Annotated in this window: 23 protein-coding genes and 1 other annotated feature; of the genes, 16 read left to right on the top strand and 7 right to left on the bottom strand. The window is 41.4% G+C overall.

The features are described 5' to 3' along the window. Positions 1 to 14: 14 nt before the first annotated feature. Together AKG37_RS01570 and AKG37_RS01565 are read left to right on the top strand one after the other, a co-directional pair. On the top strand, positions 15 to 1,136 hold the full coding sequence (locus AKG37_RS01570) for a M20/M25/M40 family metallo-hydrolase (protein WP_060697277.1): 1,122 nt from the start codon (positions 15 to 17) through the stop codon (positions 1,134 to 1,136). A 14-nt stretch (positions 1,137 to 1,150) separates the two neighbouring features. Continuing rightward, positions 1,151 to 1,615, top strand: coding sequence for a chemotaxis protein CheW (locus AKG37_RS01565; protein ID WP_060697276.1), 465 nt, complete (start codon positions 1,151 to 1,153; stop codon positions 1,613 to 1,615). Positions 1,616 to 1,651: 36 nt separating this feature from the next. Here the strand turns inward: AKG37_RS01565 and AKG37_RS01560 are convergent, their stop codons facing one another. Together AKG37_RS01560 and AKG37_RS01555 are read right to left on the bottom strand one after the other, a co-directional pair. Next, entirely contained in the window at positions 1,652 to 2,470 is an 819-nt protein-coding gene (locus AKG37_RS01560; RefSeq protein ID WP_060697275.1) for a membrane protein insertase YidC, read from the bottom strand. Positions 2,471 to 2,498: 28 nt separating this feature from the next. Next, complete coding sequence (locus tag AKG37_RS01555) at positions 2,499 to 2,780, bottom strand: hypothetical protein (protein WP_060697274.1); 282 nt, start codon at positions 2,778 to 2,780, stop codon at positions 2,499 to 2,501. Between the two features lie 180 nt (positions 2,781 to 2,960). Here AKG37_RS01555 and AKG37_RS01550 point away from each other — a divergent pair, with 180 nt between their 5' ends. The 10 genes from AKG37_RS01550 (at position 2,961) to AKG37_RS01505 (ending at position 13,077) form a co-directional block, all read left to right on the top strand. Further along, positions 2,961 to 3,953, top strand: coding sequence for a carbon-nitrogen hydrolase family protein (locus AKG37_RS01550; RefSeq protein ID WP_060697273.1), 993 nt, complete (start codon positions 2,961 to 2,963; stop codon positions 3,951 to 3,953). 148 nt (positions 3,954 to 4,101) lie between these two features. After that, positions 4,102 to 5,346 (top strand): DNA polymerase IV, encoded by a 1,245-nt coding sequence (locus tag AKG37_RS01545; protein ID WP_060697272.1) that lies wholly within the window; start codon positions 4,102 to 4,104, stop codon positions 5,344 to 5,346. 98 nt (positions 5,347 to 5,444) lie between these two features. After that, on the top strand, positions 5,445 to 6,854 hold the full coding sequence (gene gndA, locus AKG37_RS01540; RefSeq protein ID WP_060697271.1) for an NADP-dependent phosphogluconate dehydrogenase: 1,410 nt from the start codon (positions 5,445 to 5,447) through the stop codon (positions 6,852 to 6,854). A gap of 115 nt (positions 6,855 to 6,969) precedes the next feature. Further along, complete coding sequence (locus AKG37_RS01535; protein ID WP_060697270.1) at positions 6,970 to 7,818, top strand: GRP family sugar transporter; 849 nt, start codon at positions 6,970 to 6,972, stop codon at positions 7,816 to 7,818. A 12-nt stretch (positions 7,819 to 7,830) separates the two neighbouring features. Beyond that, positions 7,831 to 8,616 carry a glucose 1-dehydrogenase gene (locus AKG37_RS01530; protein WP_060697269.1) on the top strand — a complete coding sequence of 262 codons (786 nt, stop codon included), beginning with the start codon at positions 7,831 to 7,833 and terminating at the stop codon, positions 8,614 to 8,616. 138 nt (positions 8,617 to 8,754) lie between these two features. After that, positions 8,755 to 9,066, top strand: coding sequence for a PTS sugar transporter subunit IIB (locus AKG37_RS01525; protein WP_041086064.1), 312 nt, complete (start codon positions 8,755 to 8,757; stop codon positions 9,064 to 9,066). Between the two features lie 3 nt (positions 9,067 to 9,069). Further along, on the top strand, positions 9,070 to 9,402 hold the full coding sequence (locus AKG37_RS01520; RefSeq protein WP_060697268.1) for a PTS sugar transporter subunit IIA: 333 nt from the start codon (positions 9,070 to 9,072) through the stop codon (positions 9,400 to 9,402). 25 nt (positions 9,403 to 9,427) lie between these two features. Continuing rightward, the gene (gene celB / locus AKG37_RS01515) at positions 9,428 to 10,774 is read left to right on the top strand and encodes a PTS cellobiose transporter subunit IIC (RefSeq protein ID WP_060697267.1); all 1,347 of its coding nucleotides are present in this window, start codon (positions 9,428 to 9,430) and stop codon (positions 10,772 to 10,774) included. Next, complete coding sequence (locus AKG37_RS01510; protein WP_060697266.1) at positions 10,758 to 12,164, top strand: glycoside hydrolase family 1 protein; 1,407 nt, start codon at positions 10,758 to 10,760, stop codon at positions 12,162 to 12,164. The genes celB and AKG37_RS01510 overlap by 17 nt, the downstream gene beginning before the upstream one ends. Before the next feature lie 190 nt (positions 12,165 to 12,354). Beyond that, the gene (locus tag AKG37_RS01505) at positions 12,355 to 13,077 is read left to right on the top strand and encodes a GntR family transcriptional regulator (RefSeq protein WP_060697265.1); all 723 of its coding nucleotides are present in this window, start codon (positions 12,355 to 12,357) and stop codon (positions 13,075 to 13,077) included. A 47-nt stretch (positions 13,078 to 13,124) separates the two neighbouring features. On the opposite strand, the gene zwf is transcribed toward AKG37_RS01505, so the two are convergent. After that, positions 13,125 to 14,600 (bottom strand): glucose-6-phosphate dehydrogenase, encoded by a 1,476-nt coding sequence (gene zwf, locus AKG37_RS01500; RefSeq protein WP_060697264.1) that lies wholly within the window; start codon positions 14,598 to 14,600, stop codon positions 13,125 to 13,127. A gap of 221 nt (positions 14,601 to 14,821) precedes the next feature. Between zwf and rnz the strand changes: the two genes are divergently transcribed. After that, complete coding sequence (gene rnz / locus AKG37_RS01495; protein ID WP_060697263.1) at positions 14,822 to 15,751, top strand: ribonuclease Z; 930 nt, start codon at positions 14,822 to 14,824, stop codon at positions 15,749 to 15,751. 139 nt (positions 15,752 to 15,890) lie between these two features. Next, the gene (locus tag AKG37_RS01490; RefSeq protein WP_060697262.1) at positions 15,891 to 17,198 is read left to right on the top strand and encodes an aspartate aminotransferase type Ic; all 1,308 of its coding nucleotides are present in this window, start codon (positions 15,891 to 15,893) and stop codon (positions 17,196 to 17,198) included. 47 nt (positions 17,199 to 17,245) lie between these two features. Here the strand turns inward: AKG37_RS01490 and AKG37_RS01485 are convergent, their stop codons facing one another. Together AKG37_RS01485 and namA are read right to left on the bottom strand one after the other, a co-directional pair. Then, positions 17,246 to 18,010: an alpha/beta fold hydrolase gene (locus AKG37_RS01485; RefSeq protein WP_060697261.1), complete on the bottom strand. Its 765-nt coding sequence runs from the start codon at positions 18,008 to 18,010 to the stop codon at positions 17,246 to 17,248. A 119-nt stretch (positions 18,011 to 18,129) separates the two neighbouring features. Continuing rightward, a complete protein-coding gene (namA, locus tag AKG37_RS01480) occupies positions 18,130 to 19,146 on the bottom strand; it encodes an NADPH dehydrogenase NamA (RefSeq protein WP_078060954.1) in 1,017 nt (338 codons plus the stop codon). Positions 19,147 to 19,286: 140 nt separating this feature from the next. On the opposite strand from namA, the gene AKG37_RS01475 reads away from it, so the two are divergent. Then, the gene (locus tag AKG37_RS01475) at positions 19,287 to 20,900 is read left to right on the top strand and encodes a M20/M25/M40 family metallo-hydrolase (RefSeq protein WP_060697259.1); all 1,614 of its coding nucleotides are present in this window, start codon (positions 19,287 to 19,289) and stop codon (positions 20,898 to 20,900) included. 127 nt (positions 20,901 to 21,027) lie between these two features. Here AKG37_RS01475 and AKG37_RS01470 read toward each other — a convergent pair whose 3' ends face one another. Together AKG37_RS01470 and proC are read right to left on the bottom strand one after the other, a co-directional pair. After that, a complete protein-coding gene (locus tag AKG37_RS01470) occupies positions 21,028 to 21,300 on the bottom strand; it encodes an antimicrobial peptide LCI (protein WP_060697258.1) in 273 nt (90 codons plus the stop codon). Positions 21,301 to 21,475: 175 nt separating this feature from the next. Continuing rightward, positions 21,476 to 22,303, bottom strand: a complete 828-nt coding sequence (proC, locus tag AKG37_RS01465; protein ID WP_060697257.1) for a pyrroline-5-carboxylate reductase — start codon at positions 22,301 to 22,303, stop codon at positions 21,476 to 21,478. Positions 22,304 to 22,344: 41 nt separating this feature from the next. Beyond that, positions 22,345 to 22,555 (bottom strand) — a binding site (T-box leader). A gap of 168 nt (positions 22,556 to 22,723) precedes the next feature. On the opposite strand from proC, the gene AKG37_RS01460 reads away from it, so the two are divergent. After that, positions 22,724 to 23,674: an MBL fold metallo-hydrolase gene (locus AKG37_RS01460; RefSeq protein ID WP_060697256.1), complete on the top strand. Its 951-nt coding sequence runs from the start codon at positions 22,724 to 22,726 to the stop codon at positions 23,672 to 23,674. Positions 23,675 to 23,685 lie beyond the last annotated feature (11 nt).

Below are 23,685 nucleotides of genomic sequence, written 5' to 3'. Positions count from 1 at the left end.
GGAGGAGCATGATCATGATTAATGAAAAACGCTTACTAGACGAATTTTTAGAATTAGTTCAGATTGATTCAGAAACAAAACACGAAGAGAAAATTGTTGAAGTATTAAAAGAAAAATTTTCGCAGCTTGGTCTTAAAGTGGTTGAAGACGATTCAAAAGCAGTAACAGGCCACGGTGCAGGCAACCTCGTCTGCACACTGGAAGGAAATCAAGAGGCAGATACGATCTATTTCACCTCTCATATGGATACAGTTGTTCCGGGAAATGGTGTAAAACCAGTCATTGAGGACGGCTATGTAAAAACAGATGGAACAACAATCCTAGGGGCTGATGATAAAACAGGGCTTGCCGCTATGTTTGAAGCGATCCGTGTGCTGAAAGAGAAAAATGTACGACATGGGACGATTGAATTTGTCATCACAGCTGGTGAGGAATCAGGACTTGTTGGAGCAAAAGCGTTAGACCCGAAATTGATGACAGCGAAATACGGCTATGCCCTTGATTCAGATGGCAAGGTCGGTACGATTATTGTAGCTGCGCCAACTCAGGCAAAAGTACGTGCAACGATTTACGGAAAAACAGCTCATGCGGGTGTCGCCCCTGAAAAAGGCGTGTCTGCAATTACCATTGCTTCAAAAGCGATTGCGAGCATGCCGCTTGGCCGAATTGATAAAGAAACAACAGCGAATATCGGCCGTTTTGAAGGCGGAACACAAACGAATATTGTGTGCGATCAAGTCGATATTCTGGCTGAAGCACGCTCTTTAGAGCCTGCAAAAATGGAAGCTCAAGTAGCGAAGATGAAAGAAGCCTTTGAAAAAACCGCTAAAGAAATGGGCGGAAGTGCCGATGTACAAATTGACATCATGTATCCAGGCTTTAAATTCTCACACGGCGATCAAGTTGTAGAAGTGGCGAAAAAAGCGGCTGCGAAAATTGACCGACCATCAGAACTACAGACAAGCGGCGGAGGCAGTGATGCAAACGTCATTGCAGGGAACGGCGTACCAACTGTCAACCTAGCTGTTGGATATGAAGATATTCATACAAAAAATGAGAAAATGCCGATTGAAGAATTAGTCAAAACAGCTGAAATGGTTCTCGCCATTATCGAAGAAACGACAAATCCATCGTAAAGGCAGGAGACTCTGTGAGCACGCAAAAGATCATTATTTTTCAGGTGGGGCAAGAGGAGTTTGGCATCAGTGTAGAGCATATTCGTTCGATTGAGAAGGTCCCTTATTTACAAGAAGTATCGAATCTTCCAAAAGAAATTAAAGGGCTGATGTCATTAAGAGGAGAGGTTATTCCTGTCAGTGACACAGGCGTGATGCTTCACGGAAAGCCTCTTGATGTGAACGAACAGTCCAAGGTGTTACTATTTGAATTAAACGATCAAATGATTGGCTGTCTTGTCTCAGATGCAAAAGATATCATCGATATTGAGCAAAGCGAGATCAAGCCATTTCATATGAACACGAAAGCCTCTGAATATTTCTTTGGCGTTGTGGAGAGAGAAAACAAAATGATTTTACAAGTGGACCCAAATAAGTTCCTTGGGAAAATTGAGGATCTCGAACAATTGCCAGAGCGGTTGAAAGAAGAATTGGCATAATGAAAAGCCCCTTATCATTAGATAAGGGGTTTATTTTTATTCAGCAGCTGGTTTGGCTTGTTCGTTAGCGGCCGCTTTCGTTTTTGATTTTTGGTACATCACATTTAAAATAATCGTTTGAATCGTGAGTAATAGTCCGCTTGTCATCCAGTATAAAGGAAGAGCAGCGGGTGCATTGATTGAAAGAAACAGCATCATGATTGGGAAAATCATGCCCATCACTTTTGCCTGCTTCAGCGCAGCCTCTGTCTGGGTACCAGACTGCTTCGCATATTTTTGCGTAACATAAAATTGCAAGAAATACATAGCCCCTGCAAAAATTGCTACCAATAGATCAGTTTGTCCTAAGTTAAACCATAAGAACGAGTGTGTTGCGATCTCAGGTGTTGAACGGATCGCTGAGTAAAAGCCAAGAACAATTGGAATTTGAATCAGCATAGGCAGACAGCCCATTGCCAGCGGGTTCACGTTGTTCTCTTTGTATACTTTCATCATTTCCATTTGCAATTCTTTTTGTTTTTCAGGTTCTTTTGTTTTTTTCAATTTGCTTTGTATTTGGTCAATCTGTGGTTTCACCAGTGCCATTTTCTCCTGCATGACTCTTTGCTTCTTAAATTGATTCGCAAAAAGCGGGAAAATCAGCAGACGGACAATCAAGGTGACGAACATAATGGATAAACCATAATCATCATTGAAGAAGTTCGCAAGCCAAATGATCAGTTCAGAAAAAGGCTGGACAAAATAATGATGGAAAAACCCATCAGAGTTCGTATTCGTTTGCGCACTCGCTGCAAATGCAGGTGACGCAATCATCATCAAACATAAAGTCGTAAAAACAGTCAATAAACGTTTCAATTCGTTTCCTCCTCATGATTAAAAAAATTTAATTAGTGAGAGGAAGCGAATGGTCTTCATCATCATTTGATGATCTTTTCATTCGAATGACTTTACTAATCCAAGTTGTAATGCGATCATATATGATAAACAGAAAGTCTGTTCGACTCAAGCAAGATGCGTCCAACTCTTCCAAACGATGTCCGCCAAGATGTTCGTTCATTCGGCAGTCTTTTAATAAAAACGCAATGCCGATGGCCGTCAGCGCTGGAAGAATAATCGTAAAGAATTCAACAAGGAAAAAGACTTCATTGAATGTATCAATAATCATGATTATCACATCCATTTCATTACTCACAGTGTACTATACACATTGTTAAATGTCTAACAGAAGCCAGTGGTTTCTCTATTAAATAAAAATCCTTTATTTGTATAAAATGTCAATTGTCATCCAAACTTCATAATTCCCATCTTATAATGAAGGGGAATAGAAGAAATGGAGGTTTTGAATATGACAAGTATTTACCCAAAGTTTCGAGCAGCTGCGGTACAAGCAGCACCTATCTACTTAAATTTGGAGGCAACCGTTGAGAAATCGTGTGAACTAATTGATGAGGCAGCTTCAAATGGCGCAAAGCTTGTGGCATTCCCAGAAGCATTTTTACCTGGTTATCCTTGGTTTGCTTTTATTGGTCATCCAGAATATACACGAAAGTTCTATCATGAATTGTATAAAAATGCAGTTGAAATTCCTAGCTTAGCTATTCAAAAAATAAGCGAGGCAGCAAAAAGAAATGAAACGTACGTTTGTATATCATGCAGTGAAAAAGATGGTGGTTCTCTCTATTTAGCTCAGCTTTGGTTTAATCCAAATGGAGATTTAATAGGAAAACATCGGAAAATGAGAGCTTCTGTAGCAGAAAGACTGATTTGGGGGGATGGAAGCGGAAGTATGATGCCGGTTTTTCAAACTGAAATTGGAAACCTTGGCGGATTGATGTGCTGGGAGCATCAAGTCCCCCTAGATCTTATGGCGATGAATGCCCAAAATGAGCAGGTACATGTAGCATCCTGGCCGGGTTATTTTGATGATGAAATTTCAAGCAGATATTATGCCATCGCGACTCAAACCTTTGTGCTGATGACTTCATCTATATATACGGAAGAAATGAAAGAGATGATTTGTTTAACGCAGGAACAAAGAGATTACTTTGAAACATTTAAGAGTGGGCATACGTGCATTTACGGTCCGGATGGAGAACCGATCAGTGAAATGGTTCCAGCTGAAACAGAAGGAATTGCTTACGCAGACATTGATGTAGCAAGAGTCATTGATTACAAGTATTATATTGATCCAGCTGGACACTACTCCAATCAAAGTTTGAGCATGACGTTTAATCAACAGCCTACCCCGGTTGTGAAACATTTATATCAACATAAAAATGAAGTATTAACATATGAAGACATTCAATATCAACATGGTATAATTGAAGAAAAAGTTTAAATGTCCGTGGAACCTTCTCTTTTTTAGAGAAGGTTTTTTTAAGGAAAGATGAAATAAATCAATGTATAATCGAACATAAAAGAGATCCATCATGTTTGATATATGAGGAACAACTGATCAAAAGATAGGTATACTAGAAAATGGGGTTATGCCAATGTCAAATATTATTTTTCATATAGACATGAATGCTTTTTATGCCAATGTAGAAATGGCGTATGATCCTTCCTTGAGAGGGAAACCTTTAGCCATTAGCGGTAATGCGAAAGAGCGAAAAGGGATTGTTGTGACGTGCAGCTACGAGGCAAGAGCGTTAGGTGTCAAGCCCCCGATGCCCTTGTGGGAAGCGAAGCGGCTTTGTCCGGGACTAATTGTCCGTACACCGAACTTTGACCGTTATCGCAGTTCCTCACAGGAGATGTTTACAATCCTAAGAGAATATAGTGATTTAGTCGAACCTGTATCGATCGATGAGGGCTATATTGATATAACGCATACGCCATATGCTGAGCATGCGGTCAAAACAGCTCATGATATTCAAACGAGGCTTGTAGAGGAGCTGATGCTTCCTTCAAGCATCGGCATTGCACCGAATAAATTTTTAGCGAAAATGGCGTCTAATTGGAAAAAACCAATGGGCATCACCATTTTACGGAAACGAGATGTTCCGAACATGCTTTGGCCGCTCCCTGCTGGTGATATGCACGGGGTGGGACAAAAAACGGCAGATAAATTGAAAACCATCGGAATTCATACCATTGAAGACTTAGCGAAAGCGAATGAATATACGCTAAAAGAATTGCTAGGCATTAATGGACCGAGATTAAAGCAAAAGGCGAATGGTGACCATGACGGCATTGTAGATCCTGAAAGGATTTACGAATTTAAATCTGTCGGCAATTCATCAACCCTTCCTCATGATTCTGATGATTCAGATGAACTTGTCACATTAATTGATAAGCTGTCACAATCTGTGAGTGCAAGATTAAGGAGAAAAGAAGTGATGGCGAATCGGCTACTTATTATGATTCGATATGCAAGCTGGAAAAACATCACACGAAGTGTCATGCTCACAAATCCAACAGATCGAAAGGAAGACATATTTGAAGCAGCAAAGCAGTTATTCCTTAAACATTGGAATGACCAGCCGGTGAGGCTCTTAGGTGTGACGGGTACAGACCTTGTAGAACGAAAAGCAGCCGTCAAACAGCTGGATTTATTTTCATATAAAGAAGATGCAAAAGAAGAGCCACTCCAAACCATTTTAGATGGACTGAAAGAAAAATATGGGAAATCATTGGTTCAAAGAGGGATGACGATTAAGGAAAAAGAGAGCAAAACAAGCGGTACAAGTTTTAATAAAGACTTTTTTCAGGACGAAAGAGGAAATGACTAGACTGAAAACTTGATAAAAGAGGTGATGTTGTGGTAATTTCAAAGGGTACATCATTTCAGCAGTAATCAATATAGTGTGTTAGAAGGGACGTCAGAATTATGTCAAAACAACAAATCGGTGTGGTTGGACTAGCCGTTATGGGGAAAAACCTTGCCCTCAATATTGAAAGCCGCGGTTTCTCCGTATCAGTTTATAACAGATCTAGCAGCAAAACAGAAGAGTTTCTCCAAGAATCCGAAGGGAAAAACGTTGTTGGCACATACAGCATCGAAGAATTTGTTCAGTCGCTTGAAACACCGCGTAAAATTCTTTTAATGGTGAAAGCTGGTGCAGCAACAGATGCAACCATTCAATCATTACTCCCTCACCTAGAGAAAGGTGACATTTTAATTGATGGTGGAAATACATATTACAAGGATACACAAAGACGTAATCAAGAGCTTGCAGAAAGTGGTATTCACTTCATTGGTACAGGTGTTTCTGGCGGTGAAGAAGGTGCTCTAAAAGGTCCTTCCATCATGCCAGGCGGTCAAAAAGAAGCGCATGAGCTAGTAAAACCAATTTTAGAAGCGATCTCTGCAAAAGTAGATGGCGAGCCTTGCACAACGTATATCGGCCCAGATGGAGCAGGACATTATGTCAAAATGGTCCATAATGGCATCGAGTACGGAGATATGCAATTGATCTCTGAATCATACTTTATCTTGAAGCATGTTGCTGGATTGTCAGCAGGGGAGCTTCATGAAGTCTTCTCAGAGTGGAACAAAGGCGAGCTTGACAGTTATTTAATCGAAATTACAGCTGACATTTTCACAAAAGTGGATGAAGAAACAAACCAGCCGCTTGTGGATGTCATCTTAGATAAAGCTGGTCAAAAAGGAACTGGAAAATGGACAAGCAAAAGCTCACTTGATCTAGGTGTTCCGCTTCCGATCATTACTGAGTCTGTTTTTGCGCGCTACATTTCAGCAATGAAAGATGAGCGTGTGGAAGCAAGTCAATTGATCCAAGGTCCTGAGCCGGCACAATCAGCTGAGAATAAACAAGAGCTGATTGAAGCGGTTAGAAAAGCCCTATTCATGAGTAAGATCTGCTCTTACGCACAAGGCTTTGCGCAAATGAAAGCTGCGTCTGATGAATATAATTGGGATTTGAAATACGGTGAGATTGCGATGATCTTCCGCGGTGGATGTATCATTCGTGCAGCCTTCTTACAACAAATTAAAGAAGCTTATGACCGTAATCCTGAACTGAAAAATCTATTGCTTGATCCATACTTTAAGGATATTGCTCAAAACTATCAATCATCACTACGTAAAGTCATTTCACTTGCAGTGGAACAAGGAGTTCCTGTTCCTTCATTCTCAAGTGCACTTGCTTACTTTGATAGCTATCGCACAGCTGTCCTTCCAGCGAATTTAATTCAAGCACAGCGTGACTATTTTGGTGCACATACGTATGAGCGTACAGATAAAGAAGGCGTATTCCATACTGAATGGATGAAATAAAAATAGAGCGACTGAAAAACCTTACCTTTGGTAAGGTTTTTTTGTTTGCTTATTTTCGGCTAAAAATGTGAAAAAGAGGGATGCTATAAAAAAAGATAGGAAAGTAGGGATAGAAGTGGGCATCTTATATGCACTTCTCCCAGCGATATTTTGGGGAAGTATTGTTCTCATCAGTGTCAAACTTGGCGGGAATGCGTATCAGCAAACCCTCGGCATTACGATCGGCGCGTTTTTGTTTTCAATAGCAGCCTTTTTCATCAAAATGCCAGAGCTGACACCGCTTATTTTTGCGGTCTCCGTCATTTCAGGTATCTTTTGGAGTATTGGACAAATGAATCAGCTTTCAAGTGTTGCTTTTCTCGGAGTGTCCAAGGCTGTTCCTTTATCAACGGGTATGCAGCTTGTGAGCACAACCCTATTTGGCGTCATGGTCTTTAAAGAATGGCAAACGATGACGGTCATACTCATTGGTTCTTGTGCCATTTTACTGATCATTGCAGGTGTTGTCATGACATCGCTCGGTCAAAAAAGGAATGAAGGCGAGAGTGGCGGAGGCAATTTTAAAAAAGGAATCATCATTCTGCTCATCTCAACCGTCGGCTACGTCGGATATGTCGTTATTTTAAGATGGTTTGATATTGACGGCTGGTCTGCCCTTGTTCCGCAATCTGTCGGCATGCTGCTTTCATCCTTAGCGATTAGTTTAAAACAGGATCCGTTTAGCAAATATACGTTTAGAAATATCATTGCCGGTCTTGTTTGGTCGACAGGAAATCTAGGGCTGCTTTTAGCCATTCCCCTAATTGGCGTGGCTGTAAGTTTTTCAATGTCACAAACAGGTATTGTGATCTCAACTTTGGGCGGTATTTACTTATTAAAAGAGAAAGCATCTAGAACAAGCTTTGTGATTACAGGCTGCTTGATGATCATTGCAGGCGGCGTGCTGCTAGGCTTTACAAAATAGGAGGTTACACAAATGTATCCAGATTTAAAAGGAAAAACAGTCCTGATTACAGGCGCAGGTACAGGGATAGGTCAAGCGATGGCCCGCCGGTTTGGACAAGAAAAAGCCAATGTGGTGATCAATTACTTCTCCGATAAAGAGAATCCAGACGACACCATTGCAGATATTCAAAAAAATGGCGGACAGGCTGTGAAAATCAAAGGTGATGTTTCAAAGGAAGAGGATATGCAGGCGATGATTGATAAAGCCATTGATACATTCGGCAGTCTTGATGTCATGATTAATAATGCAGGCATTGAAAATGAAGTGCCTTCCACTGAAATGACGCTGGATAATTGGAACAAAGTCATGTCTACCAATTTAACAGGTATGTTTCTAGGGTGCCGTGATGCACTCAAGTATATGACGGAACACGGGATAGAAGGCTCGATTATTAATATGTCGTCGGTTCATCAGCAAATTCCTTGGCCTCATTTCGTGCATTATGCAGCAAGTAAAGGAGGCGCCAAACTTTTGACAGAAACATTGGCATTAGAATATGCACCTAAAAAAATCCGTGTAAACAGCATTGCACCAGGCGCCATTGATACCCCGATCAATGCAGAGAAATTTGATGATCCAGAATTGAAAAAAGGTGTGATTGAGCTGATTCCAATCGGCTATATTGGAAAGCCAGAAGAAGTGGCAGCATGCGCTGTCTGGCTGGCGTCAAAAGAGGCGAGCTATGTCACAGGCTTGACGTTATATGTAGATGGGGGCATGACAAAGTATCCTGGGTTTCAGGCGGGAAAAGGATAAAGACAAAGTCGAAGAGCGTATTGTACGCTCTTTTTTATATTAAATACAGACAAATAAAATTAAATGTCTAGACATTTAGAAATAAAAATATATAATATTAAATGGAAGCGCTTTTATTACAACGATGGGGTGAGAGAAATGAAACGTATTTTATTAGCATGCAGTTCTGGAATGTCTACGAGTTTACTAGTCACAAAGATGAAAGCTCATGCCGATTCAATTGGGGACGAAGCAGAAATTTGGGCAGTAGGGCAAGATCAAGCAAGAAAAGAAATGGCAAATGCAGATGTTGTGTTAATTGGACCGCAAATGAGCTTTTTAAAAGGAGACCTTCAAAAAGAAGCAAAAAAATATGGGATTGAGGTAGAAGTCATTGATATGCAAGCGTACGGTCTTGCCGATGGACAAAAAGCGTATGAACAAGCGCTAACATTGATGGGGGAATCTTAAAGCATGGAAAAGAAAACACTCGAAGGGCTCACGGAGGAACAAGTCAGCTTTCAATTGATTTTACACAGCGGAAATGCACGCAGCAAATTGCTTCAAGCTCTTAAACAATTTCGAGAAGGTGCAGAAGAAGAGGCATTTGGTCTCATGAAAGAAGCACAAGAAGATTTACAGGATGCACACGACATTCATTTTCAGCTCGTGCAGCGAGAGGCGGGCGGGGAAACAACATCCTTCTCCCTGCTGCTCATGCACGCCGAAGATCACTTAATGTCGACCATTACCATCAAGGAGCTTGTGGGAGAGCTTCTGCCGATATTCCAATCGCTTAAACAATAAAGGGTATAAACAAGGGGGGAAACCAATGTTTGATAGAATAAGTGCCATTTTGGTTCCGATTGCTGGGAGATTGAACAACAACCGCTATTTAGGTGTATTACGGGATGCCTTTATGCTTGCGTTCCCGCTTACCATCTTTGGTTCTATTATGGTCGTGCTAATGAATTTGCCATTCTTAGATAAAATCATGAGTCAAACTGTACTGGAAGGCGTCCAGTCTGCACTGAGTATCGCACCGAGTGCGACCATCAGCATTATGAGTGTGTTTGTTGTATTTGGGATTGGCTACTATTTATCAAAAAGCTATGATGTGGAAGCTGTATTTGGCGGTGTGATTGCTTTAGCCTCTTTCTTGCTTTTGACTCCGTTTTTACTAGAACAAGAAGGCGGTGCAACGATTGCAGGCGTGATCCCAGTCGATCGTTTAGGCGCAAAAGGGATGTTCCTTGGGATGATCACAGGCTTTTTGTCTGCTGAAATTTATCGTTATTTTGTCCAAAAGAAATTTGTGATCAATATGCCGCAAGGGGTTCCGCCGGCTGTTTCAAAGTCTTTTGCTGCATTGATCCCGGCTACCTTGACACTCACAACCTTTTTATTGATCAATATCATCATTACACAAGTCTTTCATACAAATATGCATGACCTGATTTATCATGCAATTCAGGCGCCGCTTGTCGGTCTTGGAAGCGGTCTTATTCCGACATTGATCGCTGTTTTCTTTATACAAATTCTTTGGTTCTTTGGGCTCCACGGTCAAATTATTATCAACTCTGTTATGGACCCGATTTGGAATACATTATCCATTCAAAACCTAGAGAGCTATACAAAAACAGGTGAGGTTCCTAATATCATCAGCAAGCAGTTTATCGAAATCTATACGGTTGGAATGGGTGGAACCGGTATGACGCTGGCTGTTGTGTTTACGATTTTAATTTTCCTGAAAAGTAAGCAATTAAAACAAGTAGCAAAGCTCGGCTTAGGACCAGGATTATTTAACGTCAATGAACCGATTATCTTCGGTTTGCCGATTGTCATGAACCCGCTTATTCTCATTCCATGGATTTTGGCACCAATGGTCATTACATGTATTACTTATTTTGCGATGGCATCAGGCATTGTACCGCCGCCAACAGGCGTGAATATTCCATGGACAGTGCCGATCTTTATTAGTGGAATGATGGCAACAAATTCACTAGCGGGCGGTCTGCTTCAGCTGTTTAATCTCATGATTGTGTTTGTCATTTGGTTCCCGTTCCTGAAGTTTATTGACCGGATGAATGTAAAAAATGAAAAAGTAACGACAACAGAAAAAACGAAGACAGCAAACATCAAAGGTGAAGGAGACTCAATACATGTCGATGGAAACTAACAAGCAATCATATACATTCCCAGAAGGTTTCTGGTGGGGATCTTCTGCTTCTGCGACGCAAACAGAAGGAAGTGTCCCTGGAGATGGAAAGGGACCGAACATTTGGGATCATTGGTTTGAACAAGAGCCGACTCGCTTTTTTGATGGTGTAGGGCCGAACGTGACATCTCAATTTTATCGAAAATATAAAGAGGATATCCGTTTAATGAAAGAAATTGGGCACAATTCGTTTCGGCTATCCATTTCATGGTCGCGCCTTTTACCTGAAGGAACAGGTGCCGTCAATGAAGAAGCGGTGTCCTTTTACAATGATGTGATCAACGAACTGATTGCACATGATATCGAGCCATTTGTGAACCTGTATCATTTCGATATGCCCATGGCGCTGCAGGAGAAAGGCGGCTGGGTGAACAGACAAGTAGTGGACGATTATGTCAGCTATGCGACATTGTGTTTCCAATTATTTGGCGACCGGGTGAAAAAATGGTTTACGCATAATGAACCGATTGTTCCTGTAGAGGGCGGATACATGTATAGCTTTCATTATCCAAACGAAGTCGATTTCCAAAAGGCAGTACAGGTCGGTTTTCATGAACTCTTATCAAATGCGAAGGCGATTGCGGCTTATAAAAAATTGCAGCAAGACGGTAAGATTGGCATCATCCTAAATCTTACTCCTTCATACCCAAGAAGCCAGAATCCACGCGATGTAGAAGCAGCTGAGATAGCGGATGCTTTCTTTAACCGTTCCTTCTTAGATCCTGCGGTGAAAGGACATTTCCCGGAAAAACTAGTAGAAATTTTAAAGAAAGAAGGCTTTATGCCAAGGATAGAAGAAGGAGACCTTGAGCTCATTCAAGAAAATACGGTCGACCTTTTAGGCATCAACTATTATCAGCCAAGAAGAGTGAAAGCGAAGGAGCATCTGCCTCATCCTGATGCACCATTTATGCCGAACCATTATTTTGATTCTTTTGATATGCCGGGTAGAAAAATGAATGTGTATCGAGGCTGGGAAATCTATGAAAAGGGCATTTATGATATATTGAAAAAAGTCCAAACAGACTATGATAATATTGAATGCTTTATTTCTGAAAATGGAATGGGTGTCGAAGGAGAAGAGCGGTTTAAGGATGAAGAAGGAATGATTCATGACGATTACCGCATTGACTTTATTTCTGAGCATCTCAAATGGGTGCATCAAGCCATTCAAGAAGGAAGTAATGTGAAAGGCTATCATCTATGGACGTTTATGGATAACTGGTCATGGTCAAATGCATATAAGAATCGTTATGGATTTGTCTCAGTTGATCTTCAAGAAGACGGGAAACGAACGATTAAGAAAAGCGGATACTGGTTTCAATCAGTTTCAGAGAATAACGGTTTTTAATCAAAATACTTGCTCTTTCCTAGAAAAGGGCAAGTATTTTTCTTATGTGACGGTAAGTGGATGAAACAAAAATGGCTGCACCTTTTAAGCTTACATCCCTTAGTGTAGAATGAGAGGAAGGCTAAAGAAATGCCATCCTTCTTTCTAGAAAGAAGGCGCTAAGAAAAAACAAGTCAGTTGGTGGTGTGAGATGAAGAAGTACGAACTCATTTCAGAAGAAATCAGAAAACGAATAGGAACAGCATATTATCCAGAAGATCAACCCATTCCAGATGAAAACTCGCTTGCCGCTGAATTTCAATGCAGCAGAATGACGATGAAGCGTGCACTCGATCTTCTCGTTGCAGAAGGTCTTCTCTTTAGAAAAAGAGGTCACGGTACATTTATTGTGAAGGCAGCGCTCAATCAAGGGGCAATCAATGTATCAGGCCATGAAAATAAAGGGTTCACAAAAGTCATGGCAGATAAAAACGTCACGACCCAAATCATTCACTTTGATGTCCATTTTCCAAGCGAAGAGGTGGCAGCCCACCTCTCTATTGACGCAACCACACCCGTCTATGACATCATCCGGCTCCGTCTTGTAGATGAAGAGCCTTATGTATTAGAAAAAACGTTTATGCCCGTCAATCTCATTAAGGGTATAGATGAAGAGGTTCTACTAGGTTCTATCTATGGCTACATTTCAAATCAACTTCATTTAAAAGTAGCAGGAGCGCATAAGAAAATTAGAGCAGCTAAATCAGATCAGCTGGATCAGCAGTATTTAGGCTGTGACCCAACGGATCCAGTGCTTGAAGTCGAGCAGGTCGCTTATTTAAACACAGGTCGGCCATTTGAATACTCCTTTAGTCATCATCGCTATGATAAGTTTGACTTTTCAACGGTTGAAATTACGAAAACAGGACGTTAAAAAAAGAGCAGAACCCCCGAGGGAGACTGCTCTTTTTTTATATGATTTTATATATTCCACCAATGGTACCCGTCTTTTTCTAGAAGCTGATCCGCTTCTTTCGGTCCCATTGAACCAGCAGGGTAGTTTGGTTTTAATGTGTTGTTTTCTGCCCATTTCTCAGAAATCGGATCTACAAAGTTCCAAGAAAGTGCCACTTCATCCCAGTGAGCAAAGTTTGTCGCATCGCCTAGCAAGCAGTCATGAATCAGTTTTTCATATGCTTCTGGTGTATTCATGATGTCGTTATAGTTCGTTTGGTAGTCGAGTTTAATCGGTTTCGCATACGTGCCGCCATCAAGCTTGCGAGCGTTCAGGTGAAGGGTGATGCCTTCATCTGGCTGAATGTGAATGACAAGTAGGTTTGGATGCATGGAATTTCCATTTCCATAGTACAGGTTCATTGGAATGTCTTTAAATTGAACCACGATTTGAGTAGATTTCTTTTCTAATCGTTTTCCTGTACGAATGTAAAAGGGTACTCCGGCCCATCTGAAGTTATCAATCAGCAGTTTTCCTGCCACAAATGTTTCTGTATTTGAGTTCGGGTCAACATTCTGCTCTTCAAGATAAGAAGGAACCACGCTGCCATTCATCGTACCAGCATCATATTGTCCGCGGACGAAGAATTGATCCACCTCATCTTTAGAGATAGGACGAAGAGCGCGTAATGCTTTCCGTTTTTCGCTGCGGATTTCCTCTGTATTGAGTTTAATTGGCGGCTCCATTGCTAAAAGGGCGACCATTTGAAGCATATGGTTTTGAACCATATCTCTTAATGCACCAGAGTTTTCGTAATATCGAGCCCGGTCTTCAACCCCTAATGATTCACTGGAGGTAATTTGAATGTTTGAGATATAGCGGTTTGTCCAAAGTGGTTCAAAAATGGCATTCGCAAAACGGATGACCTCAATGTTTTGGACCATTTGTTTACCGAGATAGTGATCAATACGATAAATTTGATCTTCTGTGAATGCATCACGAATTTCTTCATTTAACGTTTTTGCACTTGGCAGATCATGCCCAAATGGTTTTTCAATCACTAGTCGTGACCAGCCAGTTGTTTCTGATACGCCTTCGCTCTTTAGGAACTTCGCAATCGTTCCGAAGAATTCCGGTGCCATAGCTAAATAGAACATCCGGTTATTCGGGATACTGTACGTATCTTCAAGGCCTGTTAGAAGTGTGTTAAGCGATTGATAGGAAGCGGGACTTGATACGTCAAAATCGTGATAATAGAAATGTGAAATGAATTCCTCTATTTTCGCTTCTGCATCATCAGAAGAAACAGATTCCTTTACCACAGCTCTGAGGTCCTCATGAGACCACGGACGGCGCCCAACTCCGACAACGGCGAATTGATCACCGAGCTTTCCGCTATGATAAAGTCTATGTATAGAAGGGTAGAGCTTGCGTTTTGCAAGGTCTCCTGTTGCGCCAAAAATGACAATAACTGCTTTTGGGTTGTTAGTTTCTGTATTCACGAGAAGTACCTCACTTTATTCGTAGCGTTGTTGTAAAAACCGAGAATGTATGTACATTTTCTTTATTTTAAAGGTTCATTGTTCGTAAAGCAAACATTTGATTCGACTTTTTCTACTCTCGTTTGACTTTTTTCAAAAATTCCGCTGAATTCACATTTCTCTTGTCTTCATGTATTCTATATGAATGAAGATATTGTATACCGGCTTTAGGAGGAAAAGTAATGGAACTGCTCTTTTTAGGAACAGGTGCAGGCATTCCTGCAAAAACAAGAAACGTCACTTGCACAGCGCTAAAGCTCTTAGAAGAGAGAAAAGCAGTGTGGCTCTTTGATTGCGGAGAAGCGACGCAGCATCAAATCTTACATACAACTATTAAACCGAGAAAGATCGAGAAAATATTTATCACACATATGCACGGTGATCATGTATACGGCCTTCCGGGACTGCTTGGCAGCAGATCTTTTCAAGGCGGGGAGGATGAATTGACCATCTATGGACCAAAGGGTATTAAAGCCTTTGTGGACGCAGCCCTTACAGCTACACAAACGCATTTGACATATCCACTGCATATGATAGAAATAGATGAAGGGGTCGTGTTTGAAGATGATACTTTTCAAGTAGAAGCAAGAAGAGTATCTCACGGCATTCCAGCTTACGGTTATCGGATTGTGGAAAAAGATGTGCCTGGTGCATTAAAAGCCGAAGACCTAAAAGAAATCGGTGTAAAACCCGGACCTTTGTATCAGAAGTTGAAAAATGGGGAAACCGTGACACTTGAAGATGGAAGAATCATCGATGGAACCGATTATTTGGAACCCCCTAAAAAAGGGAGAATTGTTGCATTTTCAGGAGATACCCGTTTGTGCGAGAATATAACAAGGCTTGCCAAAAATGCGGATGTGTTAGTCCATGAAGCAACATTCGGTAAAGAAGATGCAGATTTAGCCTACAATTATTATCACAGTACAACAGAACAAGCAGCGAAAACAGCGCAGGAAGCAGGCGCAAAAAGACTCATTCTGACCCATATTAGTGCACGTTACCAAGGAGAAGAGGCACTGAAACAACTGTTGAAAGAAGCCCGCGATATATTCCCGCTGACAGAAGCTGCACATGATTTCTCTTCTTTCCCCATTGAACGCACCCTGTAAAAATTGGATGAATCGTCAAAAAAAGTTGTGTGACTTTTTTGATATTTATGATGACGCTCTTTTTCAGGTAGTGGTAAAATGGTGAAGAAAAAACAAATGATGAATCAAACTATGAAGAATACGGGAGGCACAATCAAAGATGAGCGGTTTTACAGCATTAAGTGAAGCAGAATTGAATGACCTATATGTGGCACTACAAAATGAGTATGAAACTTACAAAAGTAAAAACTTGCACTTAGACATGTCTAGAGGGAAGCCTTCACCAAAACAGCTCGATTTGTCTATGGGCATGCTCGATGTTGTGACATCAAAGGATGCAATGGTAGCTGAGGATGGCACAGATGTGCGAAACTATGGCGGCTTGACAGGCCTTCCTGAAACGAAGAAATTTTTTGCAGATGTACTTAATTTAAAGCCAGAACAAATCATCATCGGTGGTAATTCAAGTCTGAATATGATGCATGATACCATTGCACGTGCCATGACTCACGGCGTATTTGACAGCAAAACACCTTGGGGAGAGCTGCCAAAGGTAAAATTCCTTGCACCAAGTCCAGGGTATGACCGTCATTTTGCCATTTGTGAGCTATTTAACATAGAAATGATCACGGTCGATATGAAGGCTGATGGACCTGATATGGATCAGGTAGAAAAATTAGTCGCAGAAGATGAAGCCATTAAAGGCATTTGGTGTGTACCGAAATATAGCAATCCAGACGGCATTACGTATTCTGATGAGGTCGTTGACCGTCTAGCTTCAATGAAAACAAAAGCAGAAGACTTCCGTATTTTTTGGGATGATGCATATGCAGTCCATCATCTAACTGATACACCTGATACGTTAAAAGATATTTTCCAAGCAGTAGAAGAGGCAGGACATCCAAACCGTGTGTTTATGTTTGCGTCTACTTCTAAAATTACATTCCCAGGCTCAGGTGTTGCATTGATGGCGTCTAGTCAAGATAATGTGAGTTTTACTCAGAAGCAATTAGCGGTTCAAACGATCGGACCAGACAAAATCAATCAATTAAGACACCTCCGCTTTTTCCAAAATCTAGAAGGTTTGAAAGAACATATGAAAAAGCATGCAGCGATCATTAAGCCGAAATTTGACCTCGTTCTTTCCATTCTTGACGAAAAACTTGGCGGGAAAGACATTGCTGAATGGCACAAGCCAAATGGAGGATATTTCATTAGTTTAAATACACTGGATCATTGTGCAAAAGCTGTTGTGCAAAAAGCAAAAGAAGCAGGTGTCACGATGACAGGTGCGGGCGCGACATATCCATATGGAAAAGACCCGCTTGATCGTAACATCCGCATTGCGCCAACGTTCCCAACACTTGAAGAACTAGAGCAAGCGATTGATATCTTTACATTATGTGTTCAGTTAGTCAGCATTGAAAAGCTGCTTTCTAAGAAAAATCAATCTGCTCCAACGGTATAAATAAAAGAAACTCCTTGACCCATAACCGGTCAAGGAGTTTTTTGTTTTTAATTGGCTGTTTGATAGTAGGAGACAGGTTGTTTGGCAGCGCACCATACATCATAGATAGCAAGTTGTACAATATGCGGTTCATCGTGATGAATATAGTGCGAGCTGTTCTGCGCCTGGATCCACCCACTTTGGGATGACAAAGACAGCATGCGTTTATGAAGTCTAAGCCAAGCTTCGTGCGCTGGATGAAACAATCGGCTCTTGCCTGATGAAATGACAAGGAGCGGCATCATCCCATAATGTGTTTGCTCCTCTTTCATTGTGCTTAGCATTTGCTGAAAGCCCTCATGTGTACATTCTGCTGTAAACTGCGCCATATATGAAGAGCGTTCTTCCTTTGATAAAAGCGGCAGGATCACCTGCTCTTGCTCCTCACTTGCCGGGTCTAGCAGCACCATGCCGATCACATCATCTTTTCTGCGGCTTGCCCATAACCGGCTGACAAGAGAGCCAAATGAGTGAGCCACAATGAGAAATGGCGGCTGAATATTGGCTTCTTTCAGCAGCGCATCTAAATCATCGGCGAGGTCATGCAAGGTTCTTTCTTCACCGCTGTGACTGCTCTTCCCATTTCCTAAACGGTCATATAAGAAAACCCCAAGCTCCGGGTCAATATCACGGGCTATGTTCGACCACGTATCACCGGAAATGCCGTAGCCTGCTTCAAAAATAATCGTGGCTTGCCTATTGCCTTGACGATGCTTTGTATAAAAGTGATGTCCATCTATATGATAAATTCTTTCAATCATTGCCAAGTTCATTCTTCCATCTCCTCTAAGTGGTTCTTTAGCTAAAAGACGGCACAAAAGGCAGAGATGTTTCTCTTAAAAACAAAAAAGATGCCTATTTCGAAAAATAGACACCTTTTTCCTATGAGTTTTTACCAAGCGGTACCATATTGACGAGGGCCTTCAATCGATGTACGAAGCTCTTGAGCAGCTGTTTTGGGGAAGTACGGATCCCGTAAAAATTCTCTGCCGATAAAGATCAAATCAGCACGCTGATTTTGTAAAATTTCCTCTGCCTGTACACCGGATGTGATGAGACCGACAGCTCCTGTTTGAATGCCGGCACCTTCTTTTATTTTCTCTGCGAATGTGACTTGGTAGCCGGGGAATGTGTTGATTTTCGCCTGTACAACAGCGCCTGAGCTGACATCAATTAAGTCGACACCTTGTTCTTTGAGCCAAGTGGCAATGCCAATATAATCGGCAATATCAAGGCCTTTTGTCGTGTAATCAGAAGCGGACACACGGACAAATAAAGGTCCGTCCCATACGTCATTGACTGCATCTATTACTTCTCTTAGGAAACGATAACGATTCTCTGGTGAACCGCCATAGTCGTCTGTTCGGTGGTTCGCAAGCGGTGAAAGAAATTCATTGATCAAATAGCCATGTGCAGCATGAATTTCAATGATGTCAAAGCCGGCTTTTTTTGCCCGTACAGCTGCATCTTGAAATGCTTGAACGATATCTTTGATTTGAACATCAGACATCTCAATAGGGGTTTTAGATTTTTCATCAAATGGAATGCTTGATGGTGCAAGGATGTCTCCATCAAGTTCAGCCTTACGTCCTGCATGGGCGAGCTGGATGGCTGTTTTGGTTCCATATGCTTTCACTTGTTCGTTTAATGAAGCAAATCCCTCAATGTGCTCATCACTCCAAATGCCAAGGTCTTGATCACTAATTCTTCCCTCGGGAGAAACAGCACTTGCCTCAACCATGATGAGGCCAGCTTGACCTTGTGCGCGTGAAATATAGTGTGTAAAGTGGAAAGGCTGTAATTTCCCATCACGATCATAGGATGAATACATACACATCGGAGACATCACGATGCGGTTTTTCAGTGTTACACCTTTTAATGTCCAAGGTGAAAAGAGTTTTGTTTCCAAATACCTTCGCCTCCTCATGGAATTGTATAGCCGATTATAACAGCCATTCAAACTTTCGTCATAAAAGGTGCTCAATGAATATAGCTTTTATATACGTTTTTGTATAATGGAGAGATAGAGACATCAAAGGGGGAGAACGGATGAAATGGCAAACAGAGAGTGAACTAAAGGAGCTGCTTACAGCTCTTATGCAGTATGAAAGTATATCTGGTACAACAGGAGAAGTTGCGTTAGCGGAATATTTATATTACTTGCTGAGGGAGCGGCCTTATTTTGAGCAGAACCCTGACCATTTGGCCTTGCATCCAATGAAAGATGGCAGGTATTATTTAACGGCACTTGTGAGGCGCAGCACGCTGTCTCGTACTGTTTTACTTCTGAGTCACTTTGATGTCGTCGATACAGAAGATTACGGCGAATTTCAAAACATGGCCTGCAAGCCTGAAGAGTTAATGGCATCATTTACGCAAAAAAGTGCGCTTCTTCCAAAGAGGGCAAGAGAGGACCTTGCTTCAGGCGATTGGTTGTTTGGAAGAGGTGCCATGGATATGAAAGCAGGTCTCACCGTGCAGCTTTCTATGCTGGAAAGAGCGATGACAGAAACATTTGATGGAAATGTCCTGCTCGTCACAGTTCCTGATGAAGAAGTGAATTCACAAGGAATGCTTGAGGCTGTTCCGAAATTAAAGGAGCTGAAAGAAAAGTATGATCTTGACTATACAGCATGCTTAAACAGTGAGCCGATGTTTGAAAAATATCCAGGTGATGAACATCAATATTTGTATACAGGCAGTATAGGGAAGGTGCTTGCCGGATTTTTCTGTAAAGGAATTGAAACGCATGTAGGAGAGCCATTCTCTGGTCTAAATGCGAATTTTATGGTCTCTGAATTAAACCGGCTGTTAGAGCTAAATAGTGATTATTGTGAGGAAGTAGATGGTGAAGTAACGCCGCCTCCAACCAATTTAATGCAAAAGGACTTAAAAGAAGCCTATTCCGTTCAAACACCTCATACAGCAGTTTCTCTATTTAACGTACTCATGATGAAACGTTCAAGTGAAGAACTGCACGGCCTTCTCTATGATACTGCCAAACAAGCAGCAGACCAAATTGAGGTCAGTCTTAAACAAAAAACAGCTGAATTCCAGCGCTTTAAACACTTTACACCGATTGACACGCGGGTCACAGTTCTCACGTATCGTGAGCTGTATCAAAAAGCCGCAGAACGCTCTGGCGAACAGGAGGTTGAGCGCATTGTCAACTATGCCTTTGCCAACAGGGGTGAGCTTGGAGATCGTGATTTTTCAACGAAAATTGTCTCAGAGCTGACGACGCTTTGTAAGGAAGAAGGGCCGCTCATTGTTCTATTTTATAGTCCGCCATTTTATCCTTCTGTGTCCTCAACAGAAGATCCGCATATCCAGACGGCACTAAAGAAGATTCAAATAGAGGCAAAAGAGGTGTATGGACTTGAAGTAGAAGAAGTGAAATATTTCCCGGGATTGTCTGATTTAAGCTACTTACAGCTCGAAAAGCAGGATATAGGTCATTACACGACCAATATGCCGCTTGATCAAAAAGGCTATTCTTTACCGCAAGGAGAAAAGGAAACACTTTTCGTTCCAGTTATCAACGTAGGTCCATTAGGAAAAGACCCGCACAAATGGACAGAGCGGCTGCACGTTCCGTTCTCTTTTGGCATTTTGCCATCATTACTAGAATCAACGATTCATGCTTTGTTAGAGAAGAAGTAAGTCAGATAAAATTAATGTGCTTTTGAGTGAGAGATGTAAAGAGAAAATGAAGGTTAAGATGATGAAGGGTATACAATGTTTCGTTACTTTAAAATAGATAAAGGGAGCCCTAGGCTCCCAGTTAGGATTATACTCGTCTACCCTCATAATGAGCTGTCCAAGTTCCATCAGAATTTTTAGTGATGCCTTTTAAATACCATTTTATTCCATCTTGTTCGAACGAGTTGGCAAAAATACCAGTAGTGTTGGTGATATCCCATGTGTAAAGTTGAGCTTTAAAATCACTTGTAACGTGGACATCCTCTACTTTAGAATGTGCACTTGTAGCAAATGCCGGTGCTGCGGAAAAAAGTAAAGCAAGTGACAATGCGGATCCAGTAAGAACTTTAACTAACTTCATTCAAAACACTCCTCTTCCTGATTTTTTGTGGTACATATAAGTAATTCTACAAAAGGTAATAAATCCCTTGTTAATATTTGTTAATTTTTTGTGAAGAAACCCTTGTTTTAATAAAACAATATTCACTTGATTAAAATAAAAAAGCACCTGTCATCAAAACAGGTGCTTTTCTCTATCATTTATACGTACTTGCTGAAAACATTTCGTTTAATTCTGCTGCGCGTTTAGTGGCTGTTTTGACACAATCGACAACGGCTTCTTCAAAATGATAGGCAGCCAGTGTGTTCAGGCCGGCTTCTGTTGTCCCGCCTTCACTTGTGATTTCTTTGCGCAGTTCAGCAGGTTCTTTTCCGCTGTCTTGAAGCATATTGGCGGCGCCTGCGATCATTTGGCAAATGAGTAATTTTGCTGTTGCTTGGTCCATTCCAAGTTCCGAAGCGCCTCGCTCCATTCCTTCAATCAAATGATAAATGAAGGCAGGGCCGCTGCCTGCGATGGCTGTCACAGCATTTAGCTGCGATTCATCTAATACAGTCACATGACCAATTGTTTCAAATAGCTCGACGGCCTTATTCTTTTGCTCTTCTGTGACTTCATGACTTACGGCAACACCTGTTGCAGATTGCTGAATTGCCGCTGATGTATTTGGCATCGCACGAACCACTGCAGTCTTCTCGCCAGCATAGTGTTGAATCGTTTCAATGGAGATACCCGCTAAAATAGAAATGATCAGCTGTCCATGTAAATGTGGCCGTACATCAGAAATCCCGCTTTCCGCATCCTTCGGTTTTAAAGCAAAGACGAGAATATCAGCTTCTTCATAAATAAAGGAACGAGCAAAATCCGTTTTGACCCCATAACGCATGTTTAATTCTTCTAATCGTTTTTCATTTGTTTTGTTTGTGACAATGATATCTTCATTCGACATCATGCCGCTTTTTAATAACCCTTTGATCATAGACTCTGCCATCGAGCCTGCACCGATAAATCCAATTTTACTCATAAGCTGCTCCTCCTTGTAGAAAATAAAAAAACCTCTCGCCTGAAAAGGACGAAAGGTTTTTCGCGGTACCACCCTCAATTAGCATGCAATCATGCATACTCAGCTCTAGTCCCTTAACGCGGGAAACGTTTAGGTTTGCCTAACAGCTCAAAGGGCAGGTTCAGCAAATAAGAGGATGGTGAAGTCTTACAGCCGGCGGACCTCACTCTCTTGCATCATTATTTGCTTACTAATCCTTGTCATCGCGCATCTTATATTTGTTGTTCATTATGCAACGATGGACAAGTTTATGTCAATAGGGGCAGTTAAAAAAATTGCTCATCTAAACCGCATGACAGTCTGCCTTTTGCAGGATACAATGAAGTAAGAAGACTGAGTTCCGACGATCAAGAGTCAAAAAGCAGGAGATGACGTATAAAAGTGAAAGAAGACATCATTCAATTATCCATCCCAACGCCATTTGCCGTTGGGGATGTGCATGCATATGTATTAAAAGGAGAGGCCGTGACCTTAGTGGATTGCGGGCCGATGACAGAAGAGGCAGAGCATGTCTTTGTCACAAAATTAAAGGAACATCGTTTATCGATAGATGATATTGATCAAGTGGTGTTGACTCATCATCATGCAGATCACGTCGGTTTATTAAATTTGATGAAACCTCATGTCCGTGTGATCGGACACCAGCTAAATGAGCCGTATATTAGCCAGGATCCATTGTTTAAGCAGCGTCAGGTGGATTTTATGACTCTCTTTTTTCAGCAGTTAGGTGTGCCGCTTCGAAAAGATGAGTGTGAAAGAATGGTGAAGCAATCTTATACATATTCTTGTACTTCACATGTAGATGAGGTCATAAAAGAAGGTGATCGTTTAAGTGGGCATGAACACTTCTTTGTGATGGAAACACCTGGACACGCACAGTCTCATCTTTCTTTTCTAGATGAAATTACAGGGAATTTTATTGGCGGCGACCTGCTTTTGACGACCATTTCGTCAAATCCTTTAATGGAAGCGCCATATGAAGGCGAGGAACGTCAAAAATCGCTGCTTCAATATAAAGCATCACTTCACCGATTATTGCATCTGCCCATCAAGACAATTTATCCAGGACACGGCCAATTGATCACATCTCATCATGAATTGATCGAAGAAAGATTTAAGAAACAAGAGAAACGGGCAAACACGATATATCAGCTGCTCAAACAAAAAGAAATGACGGCCTTTCATCTCTGCCGCAAGCTATTTCCAGTGCTATATGAAGAGGCCTTATTTTTAACGATGTCAGAGACAGTCGGTCAGCTGGATGTGCTCTTAGCGGCTGGACAAATTGAAGAAGTGCAAAAAGATGGAATCCTCTATTACAGAGCTACTTAAGGAGTGAAACG

This window comes from Bacillus australimaris (assembly GCF_001307105.1).
Taxonomy (GTDB): Bacteria; Bacillota; Bacilli; order Bacillales; family Bacillaceae; genus Bacillus; species Bacillus australimaris.
The sequence above is the reverse complement of the archived record's forward strand: the minus strand, read 5'-3'. Positions and strand labels throughout refer to the sequence as shown.

Bases quoted from the DNA above. Each gene is read 5' to 3' on its own strand.
- AKG37_RS01570 (WP_060697277.1), top strand. From the start codon at position 15: ATGATTAATGAAAAACGCTTACTAGACGAATTTTTAGAATTAGTTCAG.
- AKG37_RS01555 (WP_060697274.1), bottom strand. From the start codon at position 2,780: ATGATTATTGATACATTCAATGAAGTCTTTTTCCTTGTTGAATTCTTT.
- AKG37_RS01550 (WP_060697273.1), top strand. From the start codon at position 2,961: ATGACAAGTATTTACCCAAAGTTTCGAGCAGCTGCGGTACAAGCAGCA.
- AKG37_RS01545 (WP_060697272.1), top strand. From the start codon at position 4,102: ATGCCAATGTCAAATATTATTTTTCATATAGACATGAATGCTTTTTAT.
- gndA (WP_060697271.1), top strand. From the start codon at position 5,445: ATGTCAAAACAACAAATCGGTGTGGTTGGACTAGCCGTTATGGGGAAA.
- AKG37_RS01530 (WP_060697269.1), top strand. From the start codon at position 7,831: ATGTATCCAGATTTAAAAGGAAAAACAGTCCTGATTACAGGCGCAGGT.
- AKG37_RS01525 (WP_041086064.1), top strand. From the start codon at position 8,755: ATGAAACGTATTTTATTAGCATGCAGTTCTGGAATGTCTACGAGTTTA.
- AKG37_RS01520 (WP_060697268.1), top strand. From the start codon at position 9,070: ATGGAAAAGAAAACACTCGAAGGGCTCACGGAGGAACAAGTCAGCTTT.
- celB (WP_060697267.1), top strand. From the start codon at position 9,428: ATGTTTGATAGAATAAGTGCCATTTTGGTTCCGATTGCTGGGAGATTG.
- AKG37_RS01510 (WP_060697266.1), top strand. From the start codon at position 10,758: ATGTCGATGGAAACTAACAAGCAATCATATACATTCCCAGAAGGTTTC.
- AKG37_RS01505 (WP_060697265.1), top strand. From the start codon at position 12,355: ATGAAGAAGTACGAACTCATTTCAGAAGAAATCAGAAAACGAATAGGA.
- rnz (WP_060697263.1), top strand. From the start codon at position 14,822: ATGGAACTGCTCTTTTTAGGAACAGGTGCAGGCATTCCTGCAAAAACA.
- AKG37_RS01490 (WP_060697262.1), top strand. From the start codon at position 15,891: ATGAGCGGTTTTACAGCATTAAGTGAAGCAGAATTGAATGACCTATAT.
- AKG37_RS01485 (WP_060697261.1), bottom strand. From the start codon at position 18,010: ATGAACTTGGCAATGATTGAAAGAATTTATCATATAGATGGACATCAC.
- AKG37_RS01475 (WP_060697259.1), top strand. From the start codon at position 19,287: ATGAAATGGCAAACAGAGAGTGAACTAAAGGAGCTGCTTACAGCTCTT.
- AKG37_RS01470 (WP_060697258.1), bottom strand. From the start codon at position 21,300: ATGAAGTTAGTTAAAGTTCTTACTGGATCCGCATTGTCACTTGCTTTA.
- proC (WP_060697257.1), bottom strand. From the start codon at position 22,303: ATGAGTAAAATTGGATTTATCGGTGCAGGCTCGATGGCAGAGTCTATG.